Annotated in this window: 16 protein-coding genes and 1 pseudogene; 11 read left to right on the forward strand and 6 right to left on the reverse strand. The window is 69.9% G+C overall.

What is annotated here, in order from left to right; all coding sequences use genetic code 11:
• Window positions 1-236: 236 nt before the first annotated feature.
• Together MSA03_RS07280 and MSA03_RS07285 are read right to left on the reverse strand one after the other, a co-directional pair.
• Window positions 237-488: an acyl-CoA carboxylase subunit epsilon gene (locus tag MSA03_RS07280; RefSeq protein WP_028496794.1), complete on the reverse strand. Its 252-nt coding sequence runs from the start codon at window positions 486-488 to the stop codon at window positions 237-239.
• The gene (locus MSA03_RS07285; RefSeq protein ID WP_028496793.1) at window positions 485-2,074 is read right to left on the reverse strand and encodes an acyl-CoA carboxylase subunit beta; all 1,590 of its coding nucleotides are present in this window, start codon (window positions 2,072-2,074) and stop codon (window positions 485-487) included. Before MSA03_RS07285 ends, MSA03_RS07280 begins: the two co-directional genes overlap by 4 nt.
• 122 nt (window positions 2,075-2,196) lie before the next feature.
• On the opposite strand from MSA03_RS07285, the gene MSA03_RS07290 reads away from it, so the two are divergent.
• The 7 genes from MSA03_RS07290 to MSA03_RS07320 all read left to right on the forward strand — a co-directional run bounded on the left by MSA03_RS07290 (window position 2,197) and on the right by MSA03_RS07320 (window position 11,470).
• Entirely contained in the window at window positions 2,197-2,973 is a 777-nt protein-coding gene (locus tag MSA03_RS07290) for a biotin--[acetyl-CoA-carboxylase] ligase (protein ID WP_147050197.1), read from the forward strand.
• Between the two features lie 50 nt (window positions 2,974-3,023).
• Complete coding sequence (locus MSA03_RS07295) at window positions 3,024-3,578, forward strand: PH domain-containing protein (RefSeq protein WP_147050198.1); 555 nt, start codon at window positions 3,024-3,026, stop codon at window positions 3,576-3,578.
• Between the two features lie 58 nt (window positions 3,579-3,636).
• On the forward strand, window positions 3,637-4,764 hold the full coding sequence (locus MSA03_RS07300; protein WP_147050199.1) for a 5-(carboxyamino)imidazole ribonucleotide synthase: 1,128 nt from the start codon (window positions 3,637-3,639) through the stop codon (window positions 4,762-4,764).
• A gap of 99 nt (window positions 4,765-4,863) precedes the next feature.
• On the forward strand, window positions 4,864-5,331 hold the full coding sequence (gene purE / locus MSA03_RS07305; RefSeq protein ID WP_147050239.1) for a 5-(carboxyamino)imidazole ribonucleotide mutase: 468 nt from the start codon (window positions 4,864-4,866) through the stop codon (window positions 5,329-5,331).
• Window positions 5,328-6,791, forward strand: a complete 1,464-nt coding sequence (locus tag MSA03_RS07310; protein ID WP_147050200.1) for an LCP family protein — start codon at window positions 5,328-5,330, stop codon at window positions 6,789-6,791. The genes purE and MSA03_RS07310 overlap by 4 nt, the downstream gene beginning before the upstream one ends.
• A gap of 3 nt (window positions 6,792-6,794) precedes the next feature.
• Window positions 6,795-7,907, forward strand: a complete 1,113-nt coding sequence (locus MSA03_RS07315; RefSeq protein WP_147050201.1) for a glycosyltransferase — start codon at window positions 6,795-6,797, stop codon at window positions 7,905-7,907.
• 80 nt (window positions 7,908-7,987) lie between these two features.
• The gene (locus MSA03_RS07320; RefSeq protein ID WP_147050202.1) at window positions 7,988-11,470 is read left to right on the forward strand and encodes a hypothetical protein; all 3,483 of its coding nucleotides are present in this window, start codon (window positions 7,988-7,990) and stop codon (window positions 11,468-11,470) included.
• 16 nt (window positions 11,471-11,486) lie between these two features.
• Here MSA03_RS07320 and MSA03_RS07325 read toward each other — a convergent pair whose 3' ends face one another.
• The 3 genes and pseudogenes from MSA03_RS07325 to rfbB all read right to left on the reverse strand — a co-directional run bounded on the left by MSA03_RS07325 (window position 11,487) and on the right by rfbB (window position 14,220).
• Window positions 11,487-12,623 (reverse strand): NAD-dependent epimerase/dehydratase family protein, encoded by a 1,137-nt coding sequence (locus tag MSA03_RS07325; RefSeq protein ID WP_147050203.1) that lies wholly within the window; start codon window positions 12,621-12,623, stop codon window positions 11,487-11,489.
• A 44-nt stretch (window positions 12,624-12,667) separates the two neighbouring features.
• Window positions 12,668-13,216: pseudogene (locus tag MSA03_RS07330) on the reverse strand (dTDP-4-dehydrorhamnose 3,5-epimerase family protein); the annotation flags it as partial.
• A 5-nt stretch (window positions 13,217-13,221) separates the two neighbouring features.
• The gene (gene rfbB / locus MSA03_RS07335; RefSeq protein WP_028496784.1) at window positions 13,222-14,220 is read right to left on the reverse strand and encodes a dTDP-glucose 4,6-dehydratase; all 999 of its coding nucleotides are present in this window, start codon (window positions 14,218-14,220) and stop codon (window positions 13,222-13,224) included.
• A 103-nt stretch (window positions 14,221-14,323) separates the two neighbouring features.
• Here rfbB and rfbA point away from each other — a divergent pair, with 103 nt between their 5' ends.
• The 4 genes from rfbA (at window position 14,324) to MSA03_RS07355 (ending at window position 19,660) form a co-directional block, all read left to right on the forward strand.
• On the forward strand, window positions 14,324-15,199 hold the full coding sequence (gene rfbA / locus MSA03_RS07340; protein ID WP_028496783.1) for a glucose-1-phosphate thymidylyltransferase RfbA: 876 nt from the start codon (window positions 14,324-14,326) through the stop codon (window positions 15,197-15,199).
• A 90-nt stretch (window positions 15,200-15,289) separates the two neighbouring features.
• Window positions 15,290-17,281: a rhamnan synthesis F family protein gene (locus MSA03_RS07345; protein WP_170245466.1), complete on the forward strand. Its 1,992-nt coding sequence runs from the start codon at window positions 15,290-15,292 to the stop codon at window positions 17,279-17,281.
• A complete protein-coding gene (locus MSA03_RS07350; RefSeq protein ID WP_081782790.1) occupies window positions 17,244-18,452 on the forward strand; it encodes an acyltransferase family protein in 1,209 nt (402 codons plus the stop codon). Before MSA03_RS07345 ends, MSA03_RS07350 begins: the two co-directional genes overlap by 38 nt.
• Window positions 18,449-19,660, forward strand: coding sequence for an alginate O-acetyltransferase AlgX-related protein (locus MSA03_RS07355; RefSeq protein ID WP_170245467.1), 1,212 nt, complete (start codon window positions 18,449-18,451; stop codon window positions 19,658-19,660). Before MSA03_RS07350 ends, MSA03_RS07355 begins: the two co-directional genes overlap by 4 nt.
• Here the strand turns inward: MSA03_RS07355 and MSA03_RS07360 are convergent.
• Window positions 19,654-20,505 carry an NAD-dependent epimerase/dehydratase family protein gene (locus MSA03_RS07360; RefSeq protein ID WP_147050206.1) on the reverse strand — a complete coding sequence of 284 codons (852 nt, stop codon included), beginning with the start codon at window positions 20,503-20,505 and terminating at the stop codon, window positions 19,654-19,656. The genes MSA03_RS07355 and MSA03_RS07360 overlap by 7 nt on opposite strands.
• Window positions 20,506-20,593 lie beyond the last annotated feature (88 nt).

Raw genomic sequence — 20,593 nt, forward strand, 5'->3', positions numbered from 1 at the left:
GCCGTCGCGGCACACGCCTCGATCGCGCCGGTTCGAAGACCGAGGAAGAGGAGAGGCGAGGGGCGGCGAAGCCGCCCGCCCCTCGCCATGCGAGCGGTTACCCGAAAACCGACTCGCGGGCCGGACCACTGAGGCGGTCCAGCCGAACGCAGAAGCGTTCCAGCGGTTCTATTCTGCGGGAGGGGCCCAGGTCCCGTCTGTAGGTATTTCGGGGGACATTTCGGCGAGGTTTCCCGTCAGCCCCGGAAACGACCCCAGCCGACATCGCGGCGCAGCGGCTCACGCAGCGCCCGCGCGGATATCGACCATGCCGACACGGCGACCTCGTCCTCCTCGATGACGGTCGCCGCCGCCTCCCGCTCGTACGTCTCCGTCACGACGGCCAGGACCGCCGCGAGCTCCTCCGGCGTGGGATCGCCGCGGCGCACCTCGATCGGCAGGAGGCGAGGTTCCGCCTCCGCCGCGCCGCCGGCATCCACGTCGCTCACAGCGGGATGTTCCCGTGCTTCTTCGCCGGCAGGCTCGCGCGCTTGCCGCGCAGCGCCCGCAGCGCCTTCGCGACGGCGACGCGGGTCTGGGCCGGTTCGATGATCCCGTCCAGCTCCCCGCGCTCGGCGGCGAGGAAGGGGGAGGCGACGTTGTAGGTGTACTCGTTGGCGAGGCGGGTGCGGACGGCGGCGACGTCCTCGCCGGCCTCCTCCGCCTTCTTGATCTCGCCCCGGTAGAGGATGTTCACGGCGCCCTGCCCGCCCATGACGGCGATCTCGGCGGTCGGCCAGGCGAGGTTGATGTCGGCGCCGAGCTGCTTGGAGCCCATCACGATGTAGGCGCCGCCGTAGGCCTTGCGCAGGATGACGGTCACGAGCGGCACGGTGGCCTCCGCGTAGGCGTACAGCAGCTTCGCTCCGCGGCGGATGACGCCGGTCCACTCCTGGTCGGTGCCCGGCAGGTAGCCCGGCACGTCCACGAGGGTGAGGATCGGCACCGAGAACGCGTCGCAGAACCGGACGAACCGGCTCGCCTTCTCGCCGGCTTCGATGTTCAGGGTTCCCGCCATCTGCGACGGCTGGTTCGCGATGATCCCGACCGTCCGGCCCTCGATGCGGCCGAAGCCGATGACGATGTTCGGCGCGAACAGCGGCTGGACCTCGAGGAAGTCGCCCGCGTCCACGATGTGCCCGATGACCTGGTGGATATCGTAGGGCTGGTTGGCGGAGTCGGGGATGATCGTGTTGAGCACCCGGTCGGAGTCCGTCGTCTCCCACTCGAACTCGTGCTCGTACGCGGGCTGCTCGGACATGTTGTTGTCCGGGAGGAAGCCGAGCATCGTGCGGACGTAGTCGATCGCGTCGTCCTCGTCCTCGGCGAGGTAGTGGGCCACACCGGAGCGGGTGTTGTGCGTGTACGCGCCGCCGAGCTCCTCCATGCCGACGTCCTCGCCGGTGACCGTCTTGATGACGTCCGGGCCGGTGACGAACATCTGGCTCGTCTTGTCGACCATGACGACGAAGTCGGTGAGCGCGGGGGAGTACACGGCGCCGCCGGCAGCGGGGCCCATGATGATCGAGATCTGCGGGATGACGCCGGAGGCCGCCGTGTTCAGGCGGAAGATCTCGCCGTACTTCCCGAGCGCGACCACGCCCTCCTGGATGCGGGCCCCGCCGGAGTCGAGGATGCCGACGATCGGCATGCCGCCGCGGAGCGCGAACTCCATGACCTTGATGATCTTCTCGCCGGCGACCTCGCCGAGCGAGCCGCCGAACGTCGTGAAGTCCTGCGCGTACACGGCGACCGTGCGACCGTGGATCGTGCCGGTCCCCGTCACGACGGAATCGCCGTACGGGCGGGAGCGGTCCATGCCGAACGCCGTCGTGCGGTGCCGGACGTATTCGTCGAGCTCGACGAAGGAGCCCGGGTCGACCAGCAGCTCGATGCGCTCCCGTGCGGTGAGCTTGCCCTTCGCGTGCTGCTTCTGGATCGCGACGGCTTCGGCGTCGACGACCGCCTCCTGATAGCGCGCGCGGAGGTCGGCGATCTTGCCGGCGGTCGTGGAGAGGTCGGGCTGATCGGTCACGCGTTCCACACTAGCGAGCGGGTTCGGCGCTCGGTTGGAGTGAGGCGACAACGAGGCGGCGGATCCGCTGTGGATTCCGGCAGGCCTGGGGCGTGGCGGGGTGCCGCGCGTAGGGTGGCGGCATGGCGCTCTCTCCGCATGGCTATCCGCTCGCCGCCGCCGTCAGCCCGCGCGTGCACGTCGTCGAGACGGTCGACTCGACGAACGCGAAGCTCCTCGCCGACGCCGCGGCGGACCCCGACGGCCATCCGCACCTGTCCCTCGTCGTGACTCGCGACCAGCGCGCCGGACGGGGACGGCTGGATCGCACGTGGACGACCCCGCCGGGGACGGCGCTGGCGGTCTCGGTGCTCCTGCGGGTGGGGGCGGTGCCCGCCGCGATGCGCGGCTGGATCCCCCTCGTCGCGGGGGCCGCCATGACGAAGGCCGTCGCCGCGCAGCTGAACGGCCACGACGTCGCGCTGAAATGGCCCAACGACGTGCTCGTGGACGGGCGCAAGATCTGCGGCATCCTCGCCGAAGTCCTCCCGTCGGACCCGTTCGCCGTCGTCGTCGGCGCGGGGGTCAACACCGCCATGCCGGACGCCGACCTGCCCATCACGACGGCGACGTCGTTCCTCGCGCTCGGCCGCGAGGCGGACGAGGACCGGCTCCTCGCCGACTACCTGACGGGACTCCGCGACCGGATCGCCGCGCTCGCCGTCACAGGGGCCGGCGCCGTGCACGATGACATCCAGGCCCTCTGCGCCACCGTCGGCGCGGACGTCCGCGTGTCGCTGCCGGACGGGACGACCCTCACCGGCACGGCCACCGGATTGGACGCCGAGGGGCGGCTGCTGGTGCGGACCGAGGCCGGCGAGACCGCCGTCGCGGCCGGCGACGTCGTCCACGTGCGCTGATCCGGGCGCGCCGCCCGCCGAGCGTCGGGAGCGCGCCGCACAATGGGGATGTGACCCAGCCGACCGCGTATCCCGGGCGCCCGCTCACGCCGGTGCCGGCCGCGTCGAGCCCGGAACTGCGCCTCGCCCGCGTGCGTGCGCACGGGCGGTCGCTGCTGTGGCCCGTGCTGATCCTCCTCGCCGTCGCCGGGGCCGTCGGCTACTTCCTGGGCAACCTCCCCGCCCCGTTCGAGGACTGGATGCTGTGGGCGGCGGCCGGGCTCGTCATCCTTCTCCTCGTCGTGCTGCCGTATCTGTCCTGGCTCTCCCGCACCTACACCGTGACGACGCGCCGCGTGATCGCCCAGTCCGGGCTGATCGGGCGTCGCCGCACGGAGCTCAGCCACGCCCGCGGGTACACGATCGGCGAACGGCGCGGTCCCATCCAGCGCATCTGGGGCGCGGGCACCCTGACGCTCTCCAACGGCGTCGACGCCCCGCTGCGGCTCGCGAACATCCCGTCCGTGCGTCTCGTGCACGAGGTGCTCGCCGACCAGGTCGAGGTCAGCCAGATCCTCGCCCACCGCGACTCGCACAGCATCCCCGTGGTCGCGCCCGACGCCTGAGACCCGCCGCATCCCCGCGCCGCGATGCGCGAAGATGGGGGAGAGCTAAGGAGCAGGCATGGCACTTCGGGTCGGAATCATCGGCGGCGGGCAGCTGGCGCGGATGATGATCGCGCCGGCCGTCGAGCTCGGCATCGACGTGCGCGTCCTCGCCGAGGAGCCCGGCATGGCCGCGCAGCTGGCAGCCACGGCCGTCGGCGACTATCGCGACACCGACACGGTGCTCGCCTTCGCACGCGAGGTCGACGTCGTGACCTTCGACCACGAGCACGTCCCGCAGGACGTGCTCACGGCCCTCGTCGACGCCGGTGTCGCGGTGCACCCGGGCCCGCACGCCCTGTGGTTCGCGCAGGACAAGCTCCGCATGCGCGCGCGCCTCGCCGAACTCGGCCTGCCGCAGCCGGACTGGGCCGCCTTCTCCGACGCCGCCGGGCTGCAGGACTTCCTCGACGCGCACGGCGGGCGCGCCGTCGTGAAGACGCCGCGCGGCGGCTACGACGGCAAGGGCGTGCGTGTCGTTTCGGCGCCGGACGAGGTCGCGGACTGGCTCGCGGCGCTCGCGGACGGCGGCGAGCTGCTCGTGGAGGAGCACGTCGACTTCACGCGCGAGCTCGCGCAGCAGGTCGCCCGGCGCCCCTCCGGTCAGCTCGTGGCCTACCCCGTCGTGGAGACGGTGCAGCGGGACGGCGTGTGCGCCGAGGTCCTCGCGCCCGCGCCGCACGCCTCGGCGCGGCTCAGCGACGTGGCCGCCTCGATCGGCGCGCGGATCGCCGAAGGACTCGACGTCGCCGGCATGCTCGCGGTCGAGCTCTTCGAGACCAGCGACGACCGGCTGCTCATCAACGAGCTCGCGATGCGTCCGCACAACAGCGGGCACTGGAGTCAGGACGGCGCCGTCACCGGCCAGTTCGAGCAGCACCTGCGCGCCGTCCTCGATCTGCCGCTCGGCGACCCGTCGCCCCGCCGGGCCTGGTCGGTCATGGTCAACATCCTCGGCGGCCCCGTCAGCGGCGGTCTCGACAGCCGGCTGCCCGCCGCGCTCGAAGCGCATCCGGCCGTGAAGGTGCACACCTACGGGAAGGACCCTCGGCCCGGCCGGAAGGTCGGTCATGTGACCGCGGTGGGCGACGAGCTGGACGCCGTGGCGTACGAGGCGCGCGCCGCGGCGGTGTTCTTCTCGGACTGAACAGCCGCGCCGTTGCGGGGATCTTCCAGCCGGGACGCCTACCCTGGTCGAGTGAACCGGCCGCTGCACTCGTCAGGAACCCCGCTCGTGGGCGTCGTCATGGGATCCGACTCCGACTGGCGGGTCATGAGCGACGCGTCGCAGATGCTGTCGGACTTCGCGATCCCGCACGAGGTGGAGGTCGTCTCGGCCCACCGCACCCCGGACAAGCTCCTGAGCTACGGGCGGGAAGCCCGCAGCCGCGGCTTGAAGGTCATCATCGCCGGGGCCGGCGGTGCCGCGCACCTGCCCGGGATGCTGGCATCGCTCACACCCCTGCCCGTCATCGGCGTGCCCGTCCAGCTCGCGACGCTCGAAGGGCTCGACTCCCTGCTCAGCATCGTCCAGATGCCGGCCGGCATCCCGGTGGCCACCGTGTCGATCAACGGGGCGAAGAACGCGGGCATCCTCGCCGCGCGCATCCTCGGGGCCGATGACCGCCGGCTCGGCGACCGCCTCGAGCAGTACGCCCGCTCCCTCGAGGAGCAGGTGGAGGAGAAGAACCGCCGGCTGAAGGACGCTCTGTGACCCTGCTGAGTCCGCCGCGCTCCGCACCGGCGCCCGCGGCGTCGGGCGGTGTCCTCCAGGAGCGACCGCTGCGGCATCCGGATGCCGGCTCGCCGGCCGTCATGACGCGCCGCGCCTGGTGGCTCGTGGCACTCAACTTCCTCATCCCGGGTTCGGCGCAGATCGTGGCCGGCAACCGGCGCCTCGGCCGGGTCGGCATCGTCGCGACTCTCGTGCTGTGGGTGGTCGCGGTCCTCGGCCTCCTGACGGCCCTCCTCTGGCCGTCCCTCTTCTACTCGCTGGCCAACGGCGCGGCGCTCCTCCTGGTGCAGGTCGTGCTGCTGGCATACGCCGCGCTCTGGCTCGTCCTGACGATCGACACGCTCCGGCTCGTGCGCTTCGTGAAGGTCGGCGGCTGGTCCCGCACCGGCGCCGCCGTCGTCGCCATCGTCGGCCTGCTGATCTCCAGCGGCGGCGCGGTCTCCGCAGCGCAGACCCTCATCGGGCCAGCGCGTGAGGCGCTCGCGACGATCTTCGGCAACAGCGGGCCGTCCGTTCCGCCGTCGGACGGCTACTACAACATCCTCCTCCTCGGCGCCGACAGCGGCCTCGGCCGCGACTCCATGCGCTTCGACAGCATCTCGGTCGTCTCCGTCAACGCCGACACCGGCGCGGTGACGATCACCGGCATCCCACGCGATCTGCAGAACGCACCGTTCGCGGAGGGGCCGATGCGGGAGCTCTACCCGGACGGGTTCGAAGGGCACGTGTCGCAGACCTGCGGCTGGTCGGCCGGGGTCAACCAGCTGACGAACGCCGTCGAGGTGTGCCAGAGCGACCGGGGGGAGAGCATCTATCCGGATGCCGCCGACCAGGGCTCCTCGCCGGCCATCGAGGCGACGAAGGACGTCGCCGCGGGCGTCCTCGGCATCGAGATCCCGTACTACGTCTTCGTCGACATGAAGGGCTTCGCCGACATCGTGGACGCACTCGGCGGCGTCGACATCACCGTCACGGAGCGCCTGCCGGAAGGCGGCGGGCCCGGCTACGACGGGGAGCCTGCCGAGGACTGGGCGACCGGGTGGATCGAAGCCGGTGCGCAGCACATGGACGGCGACACCGCGCAGTGGTACGCCCGCTCCCGCTACACCACGAGCGACTGGGACCGCATGCGCCGCCAGCGCGAACTGCAGCAGGCGATCCTCGCCCAGGCGACACCGGCGAATGTGCTGCTGCGGTTCCAGGAGGTCGCCGCCGCGGGGGAGGACCTCGTCCAGACCGACATCCCGGAGTCGCTGCTGCCGTTCCTCACGAGCCTGGCGGTCAAGGCGAAGGAGCAGCCGGTCACGACCATCGAGCTCACCCCGGAAGGCGCGGGGATCGATCCGGAGGCGCCGTCCGCCGAGGACTGGGCGCACATCCGCGACCTGATCCAGACCACGCTGCACCCGCCCACCCCGACTCCGTCCCCGGAGGGCTGACGCGTGACAGCGACGCTGCATGTCGTGCTCGATCAGGTCACCGCGCCGACCGAGCCGGATCTCGCGACCGCGTCTCGCGAGATCGCCCGTGAGCTCGTGCGCACCGCGCCCGCCGGCTGCGAGGTCGTCGCCGTCGTACCGGCCGGGACGGACGCCGCCGCCGTCCTGGAGCGCGAGGTGCCCGGCGTCGCCGACATCATCCGCACCGCCCTGCCCCGCCGAGAGCTCGCCGCCGCCTGGCAGCTCGGCGTCTCCTCGGGTGCTCCCGGCGGCATGGTCCATTCGCCGACGAGCATGGCGCCCCTCGTGAAGCACGACCGCGTGCACGACCACGACCAGACGGTGCTCACCCTGTGGGACCTCGCGGCGTGGGAGCAGCCCCACGAACTGCCGAAGATGACGGTCGCGTGGCACCGGGGCATGCTCCGGCGAGCCGTGAAGCACGCGGATGCCGTCGTGGTTCCGACGCATGCGCTCGGCGAGCGCCTCGCGGAGATCGCCCGACTGGGGGACCGCATCCGGGTGATCCCCGGCGCCGCCCCGGTCGGCTTCTCCGCCCCGATCGACGACGTGGGGCGACGTCGATCCCTCGGCCTGCCCGGCGGCAGCCTCGTCGTCGCAGGCGGGGCGGCCCCGTCCGCGCGCCTCGACACCGCGTTCTCGGCCATCGCGGAGGCGGGCTCCGATCTGCCGGTGGTCGTGCTGGATGTCCCCGTCGGCGACGAGCCGGCCGTCGCCGACCTGGGCGCGGCGGCAGGTCTGCAGCCGGGCCGCGTCGTGGTGCTCGGGCCGCTCGAGACGGCCGATCGCGCCGCCGTGCTCGCCGGCGCCGTCGCCCTGCTCGCACCGCGAACCGACAGTGCTTTCCCATGGCGCGTCATGGAGGCCCTCGCGCTCGGGGTGCCCCTCGTCGCCGCCGACAGCGCAGTGCACCGCGAGATCGTGCTCGACGGCGGGCTGCTCGCCGCCGCAGGCGGGCTCAGCGCGTCGCTGGCGGCCGCGCTCGCGTCGACCGATGCCGTGGAGCGCCTCGCGATCCTCTCCGGCGACCGTGGGCGCGCCTTCTCCTGGACCGGTGCGGCGGAGCGCGTCTGGCAGCTGCATGCCGATCTCTGAGGCTGCCGAGAGCGGCGTGTCTATGGCGTGTCGCGCGCTCCACGGTGGTATCAGCGCTTTACTTCAGTAACAATGGTCCCATGATCCCCCCCGTCATCGCCCGTTCGTCCGGTCGCGCCTGGCCGGCGTCCCGCCTTGCGGGGGCGGTGATCGCGATGGTCGCCCTGCTGGGTTCGCTCCTCGTCGCGAGCCCCGCGAACGCCGCGGGCGGCGTCGGCTCCGTCCCTGCCGTCGACGCGGCGGCGGAGATGGTGGGTTCCGGCATCGTGAATGCCGCCGCCGGGCCGGTGGTCGGCTTCAATGCGGAGAACATCATCTCCGACACGCTGTTCTACGACGGTGCCGCCATGAGCGCCGCCGAGATCCAGGCCTTCCTGGATGCGAAGATCGGCACCTGCAACAACGGCAAATGCCTGAACGTCCTGTCGGTGGGCATCTCCTCACGCACCGCCGTGTCGTCGCAGTCGACCGGCAACCTCATCTGCGCCGCGATCGAGGGCGGCACGATGAAGGTGTCCGAGGTGATCTACCGCGCCCAGGTCGCGTGCGGCATCTCGGCGAAGGTCATCCTCGTGACGCTGCAGAAGGAGCAGGGACTCACGACGAGCAAGGCCCCGTCCGACCGCGCCCTCTCGGCGGCCATGGGGGCCTCCTGCCCCGACACCGCCCCGTGCGACCCGGCGTTCGCCGGACTCGGCCCGCAGATCATCAAGGGTGCACAGCAGCTCAAGACGTACAAGGCGGCGAGGTTCGCCAAGCAGCCCGGCAGAAACTACATCGGATACCACCCCAACGAGTCCTGCGGAGGCACGTACCTCAACATCCAGAACTACGCGACGGCGGCGCTCTACTCCTACACGCCCTACCAGCCCAACGCCGCCGCGCTCGCGGCCGGCTACGGACTCGGCAATGCCTGCTCGTCCTACGGCAACCGGAACTTCTACAACTACTACACCGACTGGTTCGGCTCGACGCAGGGCGAGGCGCTGCAGATCCTGCAGGTGGCGGGGACGTCGGATCGCTACATCGTCAGCGGCGGCTCGAAGTGGCGACTGGCGACCGCGGAGCTCGCCGCGCAGTACACCTGGGTCGCGTCTCCCCGGCAGGCCGACGCGTCCGAGCTCGCTTCGTACACCGACAAGGGCGACGCGAAGCGCGGCGTCAAGACACGCAGCGGCATCGTCTACGTCCTGGACAGCGGGCAGCGCCTGCGCGTGCACGACATCGGTCAGCTCGGCGACCTCGGATGGGACTACAACGCGCTTCCGGTCGCGGATGACGCGCAGGTCGCGCGCTACCCGGATGCCGGCTACCTCGCACGCGTGATCACCGCAGACGGACCCACCTGGCTCGTGCAGAGCGGATCTCGTCGCGAAGTGGTCGACCTGAGTCTCCTGCCGCGGTACGGCATCCCCGCGACGACCTCACGGGTCTCGGCGGGCATGCTCGCCGACTACAAGGTGGCCGCACCCGTCACCGCGGTCGGGGTCTACCGGGACGCGACACTGCCCTACCGGCTGCAGACGGACGCCGGTGTCTACGGTGTGCCGGATGCCGCGAGCGGGACGGCGATCGCCCGCAGCGCGCGGGAACTGACGGCGGAGTCGTTCACACTGCTCCCGGCCGCATCGACGATGCCGACCCGCATCACGTCGGGGGAGCGCTCGTACATCATGGTGGACGACGGCTGGCTCGAAGTGAACGCGGCGGACTACCCGTCGACCCTGCCGTTCACGACCCTGCCCGCAGGGGCGGCGGCAGGCCTCCCGATCGTCGGTCGCGTCGCCGGGCCGCACTTCGTCCGGGAGCGTTCGGACGATCAGACCTACCTCGTGTCCTGGGGGACGCTCCAGGCCGTCTCCGCAGCGGACCAGGCATGGGTCACCGGCACCTACGGCGTGAGCTCGCGGGTGTGGCCGGTGCTCGACGGCGCCATCGGCGACACGGCTTCCGCCGAGGGCGTCGTGCGTACCGCGGACGGCGCGGCCTACCTGCTCGACGGGTCTCGGGCCTATCGTCTGCGGGACTGCACCCAGGTCGCGGATTGGGGCGGCGACTGCGCCACGGCGCGGACGGTCACCGGGACGGAGCTCGCGAAGTACGCCATCGCCGGCACGCTGTCCTACCTGGTCCGCACCCCCGCCGGCACGATCTGGCTCCCCCAGAGCGGGCAGATGCGTCAGGTGCTCGACCCGTCGATCCTCTCGGTCTACGGCATCCCGTCGACGACGAGCGCGGTGTCGGCGGCGACGGCAGCCCGTCTGCCCGTGGGGCTGCCGGTTCTGGCCGCCGGCGTCTACTCCGACGGTGGGTCCGGGCGTGTCCTCGCGATCGCGGGCGGACAGTACTCCCTGACTGCCGAGCAATCCACCGGCGTCATCGCGAGCAAGGTGCGGAAGCTGACTCCGCAGAGCTTCAAAATGCTGCCGATCACGGCACCCCTCGCCTCTCGCATGAAGAGCGACGGGCGGTCGTTCGTGCTGACGCAGGAGGGATGGCTCGAGGTGCCGTCGGCCACATACGGCGGTGATGCCGTGTTCACCACGCTGGGATCCGGCGCGTACGCCGGGATTCCGCTGGCCGGCAACGAGCCGCGTCCGCACTACGTCCGCGATGCCGGCAGCGGCCAGGAGTTCCTCGTCTCCGGAGGCTTCGCCCAGGTCGTCAGCGGGGCCGCCGAGCGGGCTGCCATCTCGGCGCGCTACGGCGTCCCCCCGAAGGTGTGGGTCGTCGTGGCAGGAGCGCTCTCCGGGGTCACGATCTCCTACGACCTCTTGATCAAGAGCGAGAGCGGTGAGGTCTTCCTCATGGATGGCGGGACGCGCTACCGGACGGCGGGCTGCGGGGTCGCGGCCGACTTCGGCAAGGACTGCGCATCGCTCCGGGTCGTCATGACGGCGCAGCTCGCGACGACACGCGACGGGGGCGCGCTCGCGGGCCTGCTCCGCTCACCCGACGGGTACGCGTGGCTGATCCAGAGCGGCACGAGGCGCGAGGTTCCCGATCCCCGCGTGCTCGCCCCGTACGGGATCGGGACGGCGACGACGTCCGTCTCCGCGAACGTGCTCGCGCAGGTGTCTCTCGCCGCACCGGTCGTCGGCGTCGGCATGTACGACGACAAGGCGGGCGACGTGCGCGTGATCACCGGGGCGGGCCGCACGTTCACGGTTCCGGCGGCGTCGCGGATCGGCACCGTGACGGCGACCGCCTGGAAGATCTCGCCGGCGTCGATCGATCTGATCGCGACGGAGGGCGACCTGCCGACCCGGATCGACACGGGAGCGGGGGCGTTCGTCCTCACCGCCGAGGGGTGGCTGTCGGTGAACAAGGCGGACTACGCGCCGCTCACCTTCGCCGCGCTGGGTGCCCGGGGTTCGGAAGGGGTCCCCTCGGCCGGCGCCGAACTGCGGGCGCACTTCGTCCGCGAGCAGCCGGGAGACCCCGTGTACCTGGCGTCGGGAGGGCTCATGAACGCCGGCGACAGTGCCGCGCGGGCGTGGATCTCCGCGACCTACGGCGTCCCTGCGAAGGTGTGGATCGTCCCGGCCGGAACGCTGAGGTGAGCCGGCCGGGCGCAGCTCACTTGAGGAGCTTGCGCTCGGCCATCTCCGCCAGCGAACGCTCGTACCCGTCCGTCTCCAGCGGCTGGGTGAGCACCCACTCCGCGAATCGACGGATCCCCGCGTCGAACGGCACGGCTGCGGTGAAGCCCAGGGTCTCCTGGATGCGCGACGTGTCGGCGACGTTGTGCCGGATGTCCCCGAGCCGGAAGTTGCCGGAGATCGTCACCGGAACCTCGATCCCGAAGGCGCGGAACAGCGCGTCCACGACATCGCGCACCGTCGTCTTCACCCCGGAACCGACGTTGAACGTGTGCCCCGCGGCACGCGGGTCCACGCACGCGCGGAAGGTCGCTTCCACGACGTCGTCGATGTAGACGAAGTCGCGGCTCTCCAACCCGTCCTCGAAGATGTTGATGCTCTTGCCCTGCCGGATGAGGGTCGAGAAGATCGACAGGATGCCGGTGTACGGATTCTTGAGGGACTGCCCGGGGCCGTACACGTTCTGGTAGCGCAGCGCGACGGATTCCACTCCGATGGAGGGAGCCGCGGTCATGATGAGCGCCTCCTGCGACTGCTTCGTGATCCCGTACACGGAGGACGGGTGCAGGAGCGCCGTCTCCGGAGTCGGGATGAGCGTGAGAGCGTCACCCCCCGTCATGTGGACGTCGAAGTCGCCCGCCTCCATCGCCGCGGAGGAGCGGTGCGGAGGGAAGACGGTGGTGCCGTCCGCGGTCAGGTAGGCGCCCTCGCCGTACACCGACCGCGACGATGCGATGACGATGCGCCGGACGGTGTGCGGCTCGTTCGCCAGCAGGTCGAGGAGCTTCCCGGTGCCTCCGACGTTCGTCTCGACGTACCGGTCGATCTCGTACATCGACTGTCCGGTGCCGGTCTCGGCAGCCAGGTGCACGACGACGGTCGCGTCGACCAGCGCGGCGCGGAGGTCGTCCGTCGACGTCACGGTGCCGACGTGGACGTCGGCGATGCCCGACACGGATTTCAGGAGCGGGGAGGTCTCACTCGGCTCGTCTCCGTGCACCTGGGCGACGAGCGAGTCCAGAATGGTCACCCGGTGCCCGGCGTCGACGAGGCGCCGCGTCAGCGACGATCCGATGAAGCCGGCGCCGCCGGTGATGAGCACGTTCTCGGGCATGCGGAACTCCTGTGGCGTGGGGTGGGGAAGAGGCGTCAGAGGGCGATCGGGGTCACCGCGTCGAGGCGCGGGTGGTTGCGATCCTTCTCCGACACCTCGGCCCGGTCGAGCGCGATCGGCCACGGGACCGCGGTGGTCTCGTCGGCGAGGTTCAAGAAGGTGTACTCCGCCTGGGGGGTCCAGTGGTCGTTGACCAGGTAGGTGTAGGCGGTGTCCGGTTCGAGCGTCTGGAACGCGTTGCCGACGCCCTTCGGGACGAAGATCGCCGTCGACGGGTCGATCGTCGCGGTGAAGAGGCGCCCGAATCCCTCGCCGGCGCGCAGGTCGACCCAGGCGCCGAAGACGCTGCCGGTGGCGACGGAGATGAACTTGTCCCACGGTTCCGCATGGATTCCGCGGGTGGTCCCGGCGTTCCGGTTGAAGGAGATGTTGTTCTGCACGGGGCCCAGATCGGGCAGCCCCAGAGCCATCATCTTCTCGCGCTGCCAGTTCTCCTTGAACCAGCCGCGGTTGTCACCGTGCACCGGGATGTCGAAGAGGGTCAGCCCGGGGATGGAGGTGTCGTGTGCGGCGAGCGTCTTGCCGTACTCCACGTCCGTCACTGCCCCACGGTCGCGTACTTGGCCTCGGCCTCGGCCTTCTGCGGCCGCCACCACTCCTCGTTCTCCTGGTACCAGGCGACCGTCGCCGCGATGCCGGCGCCGAAGTCGCGATACGTCGGCTCCCAGTCGAGTTCATCGCGCAGCTTGGACCAGTCGATCGCGTAGCGGAGGTCGTGCCCCGGACGATCGGTGACGAGATCGTAGTCGTCCGCGGGGCGTCCCATCGCCTGCAGGATGATCTCCACGACGTCGCGGTTCGACTTCTCGCCATCGGCGCCGATGAGGTACGTCTCACCGATGCGGCCGCGCTCCAGGATGCGCAGGACCGCCGAGGAGTGGTCGTCGGCATGGATCCAGTCACGGACGTTGCGGCCGTCGCCGTACAGGCGCGGACGCACTCCGTCGATGAGGTTGGTGATCTGGCGCGGGATGAACTTCTCGACGTGCTGCCGCGGCCCGTAGTTGTTGGAGCAGTTGCTGATCGTGGCGGCGACGCCGAACGACCGCACCCATGCGCGGACGAGGAGGTCGGAGCCGGCCTTCGTCGACGAGTAGGGGCTGGAGGGGTTGTACGGTGTGTGCTCCGTGAAGCGCTCCGGGTCATCCAGTTCGAGGTCGCCGTAGACCTCGTCCGTCGAGATGTGGTGGAAGCGCACACCGGTGGCGCGGGCGGCCTCGAGCAACGTGAAGGTGCCGACGAGGTTCGTCTGGACGAAGGGGGCCGGTCCGCTCAGGGAGTTGTCGTTGTGGGACTCCGCCGCGTAGTGGACGACGGCGTCGTGCTCGGCGAACAGGCCCGTGACGAGTTCCGCGTCGCAGATGTCGCCCTGCACGAACCGGAAGCGGTCGGCGGGCAGGTCCTTCAGCGAGGCGAGGGAGCCGGCGTAGGTGAGCTTGTCGAGCACGGTGACCGACTTGTCGGTGTTCTCGAGGATGTAATGAACGAAATCGGAGCCGATGAAGCCGGCGCCGCCGGTCACGAGGAGTTTATCCATGGGGCGAGTTTACCGGTCGAGGCGCCGGGCGCCCGGTCGGCGTGCGGGCGGTGGGCGGCGCCGCCCGCCGTGCCCCGCGGACAAGGTGTGAGAAACTGGACACATGCGCGGCATTGTTCTGGCAGGTGGCACGGGATCCCGGTTGCACCCGATCACTCTCGGGATCTCCAAGCAGCTGGTACCCGTCTACGACAAGCCGATGATCTACTACCCGTTGTCGACTCTGATGCTGGCCGGCATCCGCGACATCCTGGTGATCACGACGCCCCACGACGCCGAGCAGTTCGAGCGTCTCCTCGGCGACGGATCGCAGTTCGGCATCTCGCTCACGTATGCCCAGCAGCCGTCCCCGGACGGACTCGCGCAGGCGTTCGTGATCGGGGAGGAGCACATCGGCTCCGACACGGCCGCGCTCGTCCTGGGTGACAACATCTTCTACGGCCCCGGCATGGGAACGCGCCTGCGTCGTCACGAGTCGCTCAGCGGTGCGGCGGTCTTCGGATACTGGGTGGCCGACCCGAGTGCGTACGGCGTGGTCGAGTTCGATGCCACCGGTCGTGCGCTCACGCTGGAGGAGAAGCCCGCGCAGCCGCGCAGCCACTTCGCGATCCCCGGCCTCTACTTCTACGACAACAATGTCGTCGAGATCGCGAAGGACCTCAAGCCCTCCGCCCGCGGGGAGCTCGAGATCACCGACCTCAACCGCGTCTACCTCGAGCGAGGCGAGCTGCAGGTCGAGGTCCTCCCGCGCGGCACCGCCTGGCTGGACACCGGGACGTTCGATTCGCTCAGCGAGGCCACCGAGTTCATCCGCACCGTGCAGAAGCGCCAGGGCCTGTCGATCGGCAGCCCCGAAGAGGTCGCGTGGCGACTCGGTTTCCTCACCGACGACGAACTGCGCGTCCGGGCGGAGCCCCTGGTCAAGAGTGGATACGGCGCCTACCTGCTGTCGATCCTCGCCCAGGGACGCGACGCGTAGGCCAGGTAGAATCCGTATGGTCTGCGGCCCGCCGCCGCAGCGAGTCGGTCTGTGAGCGCGTGCTCAGCCGACGAACCGAGGAGTGAGTTCTTGCAGACCGATCAACGCCCCCACACCGTCGCGCCCGCGCCCTTCCCCGCCGACGGACGGCGGATCGTCTTCTACCTGCTGCATGACAGTCGCGGTGATGTGGACGACTACATCGTGTACAAGCTCGCCGCGCTGCGCCCCTTCGCCGACCACATCTTCGTCGTCGTCAACGGCGAGCTGACGGAGGAGGGTCACCGCCGCCTCGATCCCGTGGCCGACACGGTCTGGACCCGCGAGAACGTCGGCTTCGACGTCTGGGGCTACAAGACCGCCATGGAGCATTTCGGGGCGGAGCGTCTCGCGGAGTTCGACGAAGTCATCCTGATGAACTACACGTGGTTCGGACCCGTGCGCCCGTTCGAGGACCTCTTCGATCGCATGAACGCCGAGCCCGCGGACTTCTGGGGGATGACGGATCACGCCGAGATCGTCCCCAACCCGTTCACGAAGGACGGCATCCTGCGCCGGCACATCCAGTCCCACTGGATCGCCGTCCGCAAGCCGATGTTCACCAGCGCCGCGTGGCGCGAGTACTGGTCGTCGATGCCGATGATCGAGAACTACACCGATTCGATCCTGCGGCACGAGTCGAAATTCACGCATCATTTCGAGCAGCGGGGCTTCACCTCCGCCGTCGCCTTCTCCGTGGCGGACTATCCGGCGGAGCACCCCGCCCTCATCAACGCGGACATCCTGCTCGACGACGGCTGCCCCGTGCTCAAGCGCCGCGGGTTCTTCCACTACCCGCCCTACCTCGACCAGCACGCGGTCATCGGGCGCTGGACGATCGAACGCGCCGAGCATTACGGCTACCCGGTCCGGATGATCTACCAGAACATCGTCCGCAACTCCCAGCCGCGCGCGCTCTACACGGACGCGGCGATGCACGAGATCCTCCCGGACGTCGACGTCGCCTTCGACGCGGAGAATCCTCCGACGCTCGCCGCGGTCGTCCACATCTACTACGAGGAGATGACGGACGAACTGATGGACCGGCTGGTGATGCTGCCGGTGCCGATGGACCTGTTCATCACGACCACGAGCAGCGAGAAGGCCGACACGATCCGGTCGGTCCTCGAAAGGCGCGCGGACCCGAACTTCTCCCACGTCGACATCCGGATCCTCCCGTCGAATCGGGGACGCGACCTCAGTGCGTTCTTCATCGCGTGCCGGGATGTGCTCGAACCCGGCCGCTACGACCTCGTCGTCAAGATCCACTCGAAGCAGACCGTGCAGGGGTCGTTCAACTCGGGGCGGTACTTCAAGCTCCAGCAACTGGACAACGTGCTCAACTCCCCGGGCTATGCGGCCAACGCGCTCGCGCTGTTCCAGAAGGAGCCGGGCCTCGGCATGGTGTTCCCGCCGATGATCCACATCGGCTTCCCGACGATGGGGCGTGGCTGGTACGCGAACAAGGCGCCCGCCGAAGCCCTCGCCGAAGAGCTGGGGATCCGTGTGCCGTTCGACGACATCTCGCCGCTCGCGCCCTACGGGTGCATGTGGATCGCCCGCCCGGAAGCGCTGCGCCTCATGGTGGAGCGGGAGTGGAAGTACAAGGAGTACGCCGCCCCGAACAAGCACTTCGATGGCAGCCTCGCGCACGTGCAGGAGCGGATCGTCGGGTACGCGGCCGCCGAGCTCGGCTACCACGTCCGGACGATCTCCACCGCCGAGCACGCGAGCATCAGCCACACGGCGCTCGAGTTCAAGCTCGATCAGATGGGCGCCACCATGCCCGGATACGCGATCGACCAGATCCAGTTCCTCCATCGCGCCGGTTGGCTGGGGCACGGCGGCATCGTCGCGCTCACGCGGGTGTACCTGAAGCTCAACCACCCGCGGGTGGCGAAGGTCCTCCGGCCACTCGACCGCCCGGCACGCGTCGTCCACCACCAGCTCTGGAAGCTCCGCCACCCCGAGACGTGGAAGCGGAACAACCCGGAGGAGGTGGAGGGTGATATCGCTGAAGGAGAGCTTCGACCCGCGGAATAACAGCATCGGGTTCCTCCGGTGGCTGATGGCCTTCATGGTCATCTTCTCGCACGCGGGTCCGCTGGCCGGGTTCTACGGTGGCCACGATCTCGGCACGCAGATCAGCGACGAGCAGTCGCTGGGCGGCGTCGCGGTCGCGGGGTTCTTCTTCCTCTCCGGCTTCCTCATCACCAAGAGCAAGATGGGCCGTGCGTCGACGCCCAGGTTCTTCTGGCGTCGCATCATGCGCATCTTCCCGGCGTGGCTCCTCGTGCTGATCGTGACGGCCTACGCTCTGGCACCCATCGCCTACTACCGCGAGAGCGGCACGATGGACGGGTTCTGGAATGCCACGACCGACTCGCCCTTCACGTACTTCTCCAACAACATGTGGCTTCCGCTCGCGCAGCACAACATCGCCGGGATGGGGGAGAGCCTGCCCTTCTTCCAGCTCCACGGCGGCTTCGAATGGAACGGCTCCGCCTGGACTCTCGCCTTCGAGTTCGGCGCGTACATCCTCGTCGGCGTGCTGGGGGTCGCCGGAGCGCTCGCGCACCGCATGATCGGCGGGATCGTCGCGTCCGCCATCATCCTCCTGGCCATGATGCAGTGGCTGGGATTCGGCAACCTCGGCCTGTTCGGCATCGTGTTCGCGGACTTCCGACAGCTCCTGCTCCTCGCGCCGTTCGCCTTCGGCATCCTCTTCGCGCTCTTCGGCGACCGCATCCCGATCGACAACCGCCTCGCCATCCTGTGCATCTTCATCGCCGGATGGACCTATGCCAAGGGGGGATGGCTCCCCTTCGGGCAGTACGCGTTCTGCTACGCGCTGATCTGGTTCGCCATCCGTGCCCAGTTCCTCAAGAACTGGGACAAGCACGGCGACTTCTCCTACGGGATCTACATCATCGCGTGGCCGCTCATGCAGTTCGCCGCCTACTTCCAGCTGCAGGACGCCGGCTGGCTCGTCTATCACGTCGTCATCGTGGCGGGATGCCACGCGTATGCGTACCTGAGCTGGCACCTGATCGAGCGGCCTGCGCTGCAGCTGAAGGACTGGACCCCGGGGTGGCTCCAGCGCCTGCTGGACAGAACGGCGCCCACGCGCGTTCGCGTCATCTCCGCCGTCGACCCGACGTACCCGGCGCGGCTCGCCCGGCGGACGCCCCAGACGACGGGAGCCCCCACGTGAGCGCCTCCGGCGGCGGCGACATCGTCCACGGCGCGGGCGTACCCTCCCCGCCCTGGTGGCGTCCGTACCGCGATGCGCCGCTGATCATCCTGGCCATCGCCTCGCTCGTCGCCGCCATCGTCGGCTGGACCGTTCAGGCCAACCTCGATCGCGCGGCGGACGAGATCGCTCCGGTCGCACCGGCGCCCTCGGCCGCCCCGGGCGCTGCCGCGGACGCCTGCCGCCCCACTGTGCAGCGCGCGGCGGACGAGCCGTGGATCGATGACGCCGCCGCCGCACAGCAGACCTGGGCTGCCCACGCGGATGAGCTCGCCGGTCCGGTCGTGCTCGGCCAGGACGGGTGGGCCTTCTACAACGACCAGATCGAGGAGAACTTCTCCCAGTCGGTCGGTCGCCGCCTGCTGACGGTGTCCGAGGTAGCGGCCTGGCGCGACTACTTCACGCCCCTGTCGGTCGCGCTGGCCGAGCAGGGGATCGAGCTCACGATCCAGATCACCCCCTCGGCGGCGAGCGTCTACCCCGAGCAGCTCCCGGAATGGGTCGTTCCCCTGCGCGGGTCCACCCCCCTCGACCAGCTGCTGTCCGCGTCCCCTGACCTGCCGATCATCGACTTCCGCGCCGACCTGCGCGAGGCTGCCGCCGAGGACGCGGTCTTCACCCCGGTCAACAGCCACTGGACCGATTGGGGCGGCTACATCGGCTGGCAGTCCTTCGCGCGGTGTCAGGCGGCGATGTATCCGGATGCCCCCGCTGTCGCGGTGCCCGCCGTCGATCGGGTGACCCGCGAAGGCGTCTTCAACGAGTACGCCGCGTACGGTGTGGCCGATGCCACTCCGGAGTGGACCGCGCCCGTGTTCGCCGAGGAGATGGCGCCCGTCGAGGTGACCGACGGGGCATCGAACACCCTCACCAGCGACGGGGGACAGGTGATCGATCTGTCCCGTCTCCCCGCGTCGACCGTGACCGACGGAGCGTGGAGCGGACAGAGCGCGCTCATCCTTCGCGACTCGATGGGCAACGCCCTCTCCGGACTCTGGGCGCAGCAGTACGCGCAGACCTGGCAGATCCAGCACCGGTACGACGACTGGTCCGACCCGCCGAACTACCGGTCGCTCGTCGAGCAGTACGAACCGGATGTCGTGATCATCCAGCTCGCCGAGCGGCACCTGGTCAACGCGCCCGCGAAGGGTGTGACGACCGGTTACTGAGCCGGCGCCGCGTCGCGGGCCATCACGGACCGGATGACCGTGGCGTCCCCCCAGACGCCGGGTGAGTCGTACGCACGGTCCGGGAACGCGCCGTACTGCAGGGACAGACCGAGGTCGTTCTCGGCGATGAACTCCTCCACCTTCTGAGCGAGCGACATCGGTTCTCCGGAGCTGCAGTTCACGGTGCCGGTGACCTCGACGGCGTCGGTCAGCGCCGCGATCTGACGCCCCAGTTCTTCCACCCGGATGAAGTCGTAGAGGTTCTTGCCCGTCGTGAACGGGAACTCGGTGCGGCCCGCGTCGGCGGCATCCAGGAGCTTCCGGAAGATGGACTCGCTGCGGCGGTCATCGCCGTAGATGTAGTAGGCGCGGGCCCACGCCAGCGAGGTCGTCTCCGGCACCGCGAGGGGGAGGGCGCGACGCAGGGCGTCCTTGGCGATGCCGTACTGGGAGAGCGGCGCCGTGGGGGTGTCGGCCTCGATGGCGCCCTCCCAGTACCCGACCTCGTGCATCGTGCCGAGGGCAACGATGCGGGCCACCCCGCGTTCGGCCAGGCGGGTCAGCAGGTCGAAGTGCGCCGACAGCTGGGACATGTGCGCGGGCGAGTTGTGCCGGAACCCGTCCTTCCACGCAAGGTGCACCACCGCATCGGGCTGGGCGCCCCACACGGCCGGATCGAAGTCGGGGGCGAGGATGTCCGCCTCCACCACCACGGCGCGAGGGTCCAGACCTTCTCCGCGACCGGGCCGGACGGCGGCGACGACCTCGTGGCCCCGGTCGAGCACCGCGCGCACGACGTGGTGGCCGAGGTACCCGGCGGCTCCCGTGACGACGACTGTGGACATCGCTTCGTTCCTTTCGCACGCAGTCGTCCGACGGGCACCGTGATCGGGCGGTCTCCGACTGCAGGGGTTGCTCTCCCGAGGGTAGCGA

It is taken from the genome of Microbacterium saccharophilum, assembly GCF_007992455.1.
GTDB classification, from domain to species: domain Bacteria; phylum Actinomycetota; class Actinomycetes; order Actinomycetales; family Microbacteriaceae; genus Microbacterium; species Microbacterium saccharophilum.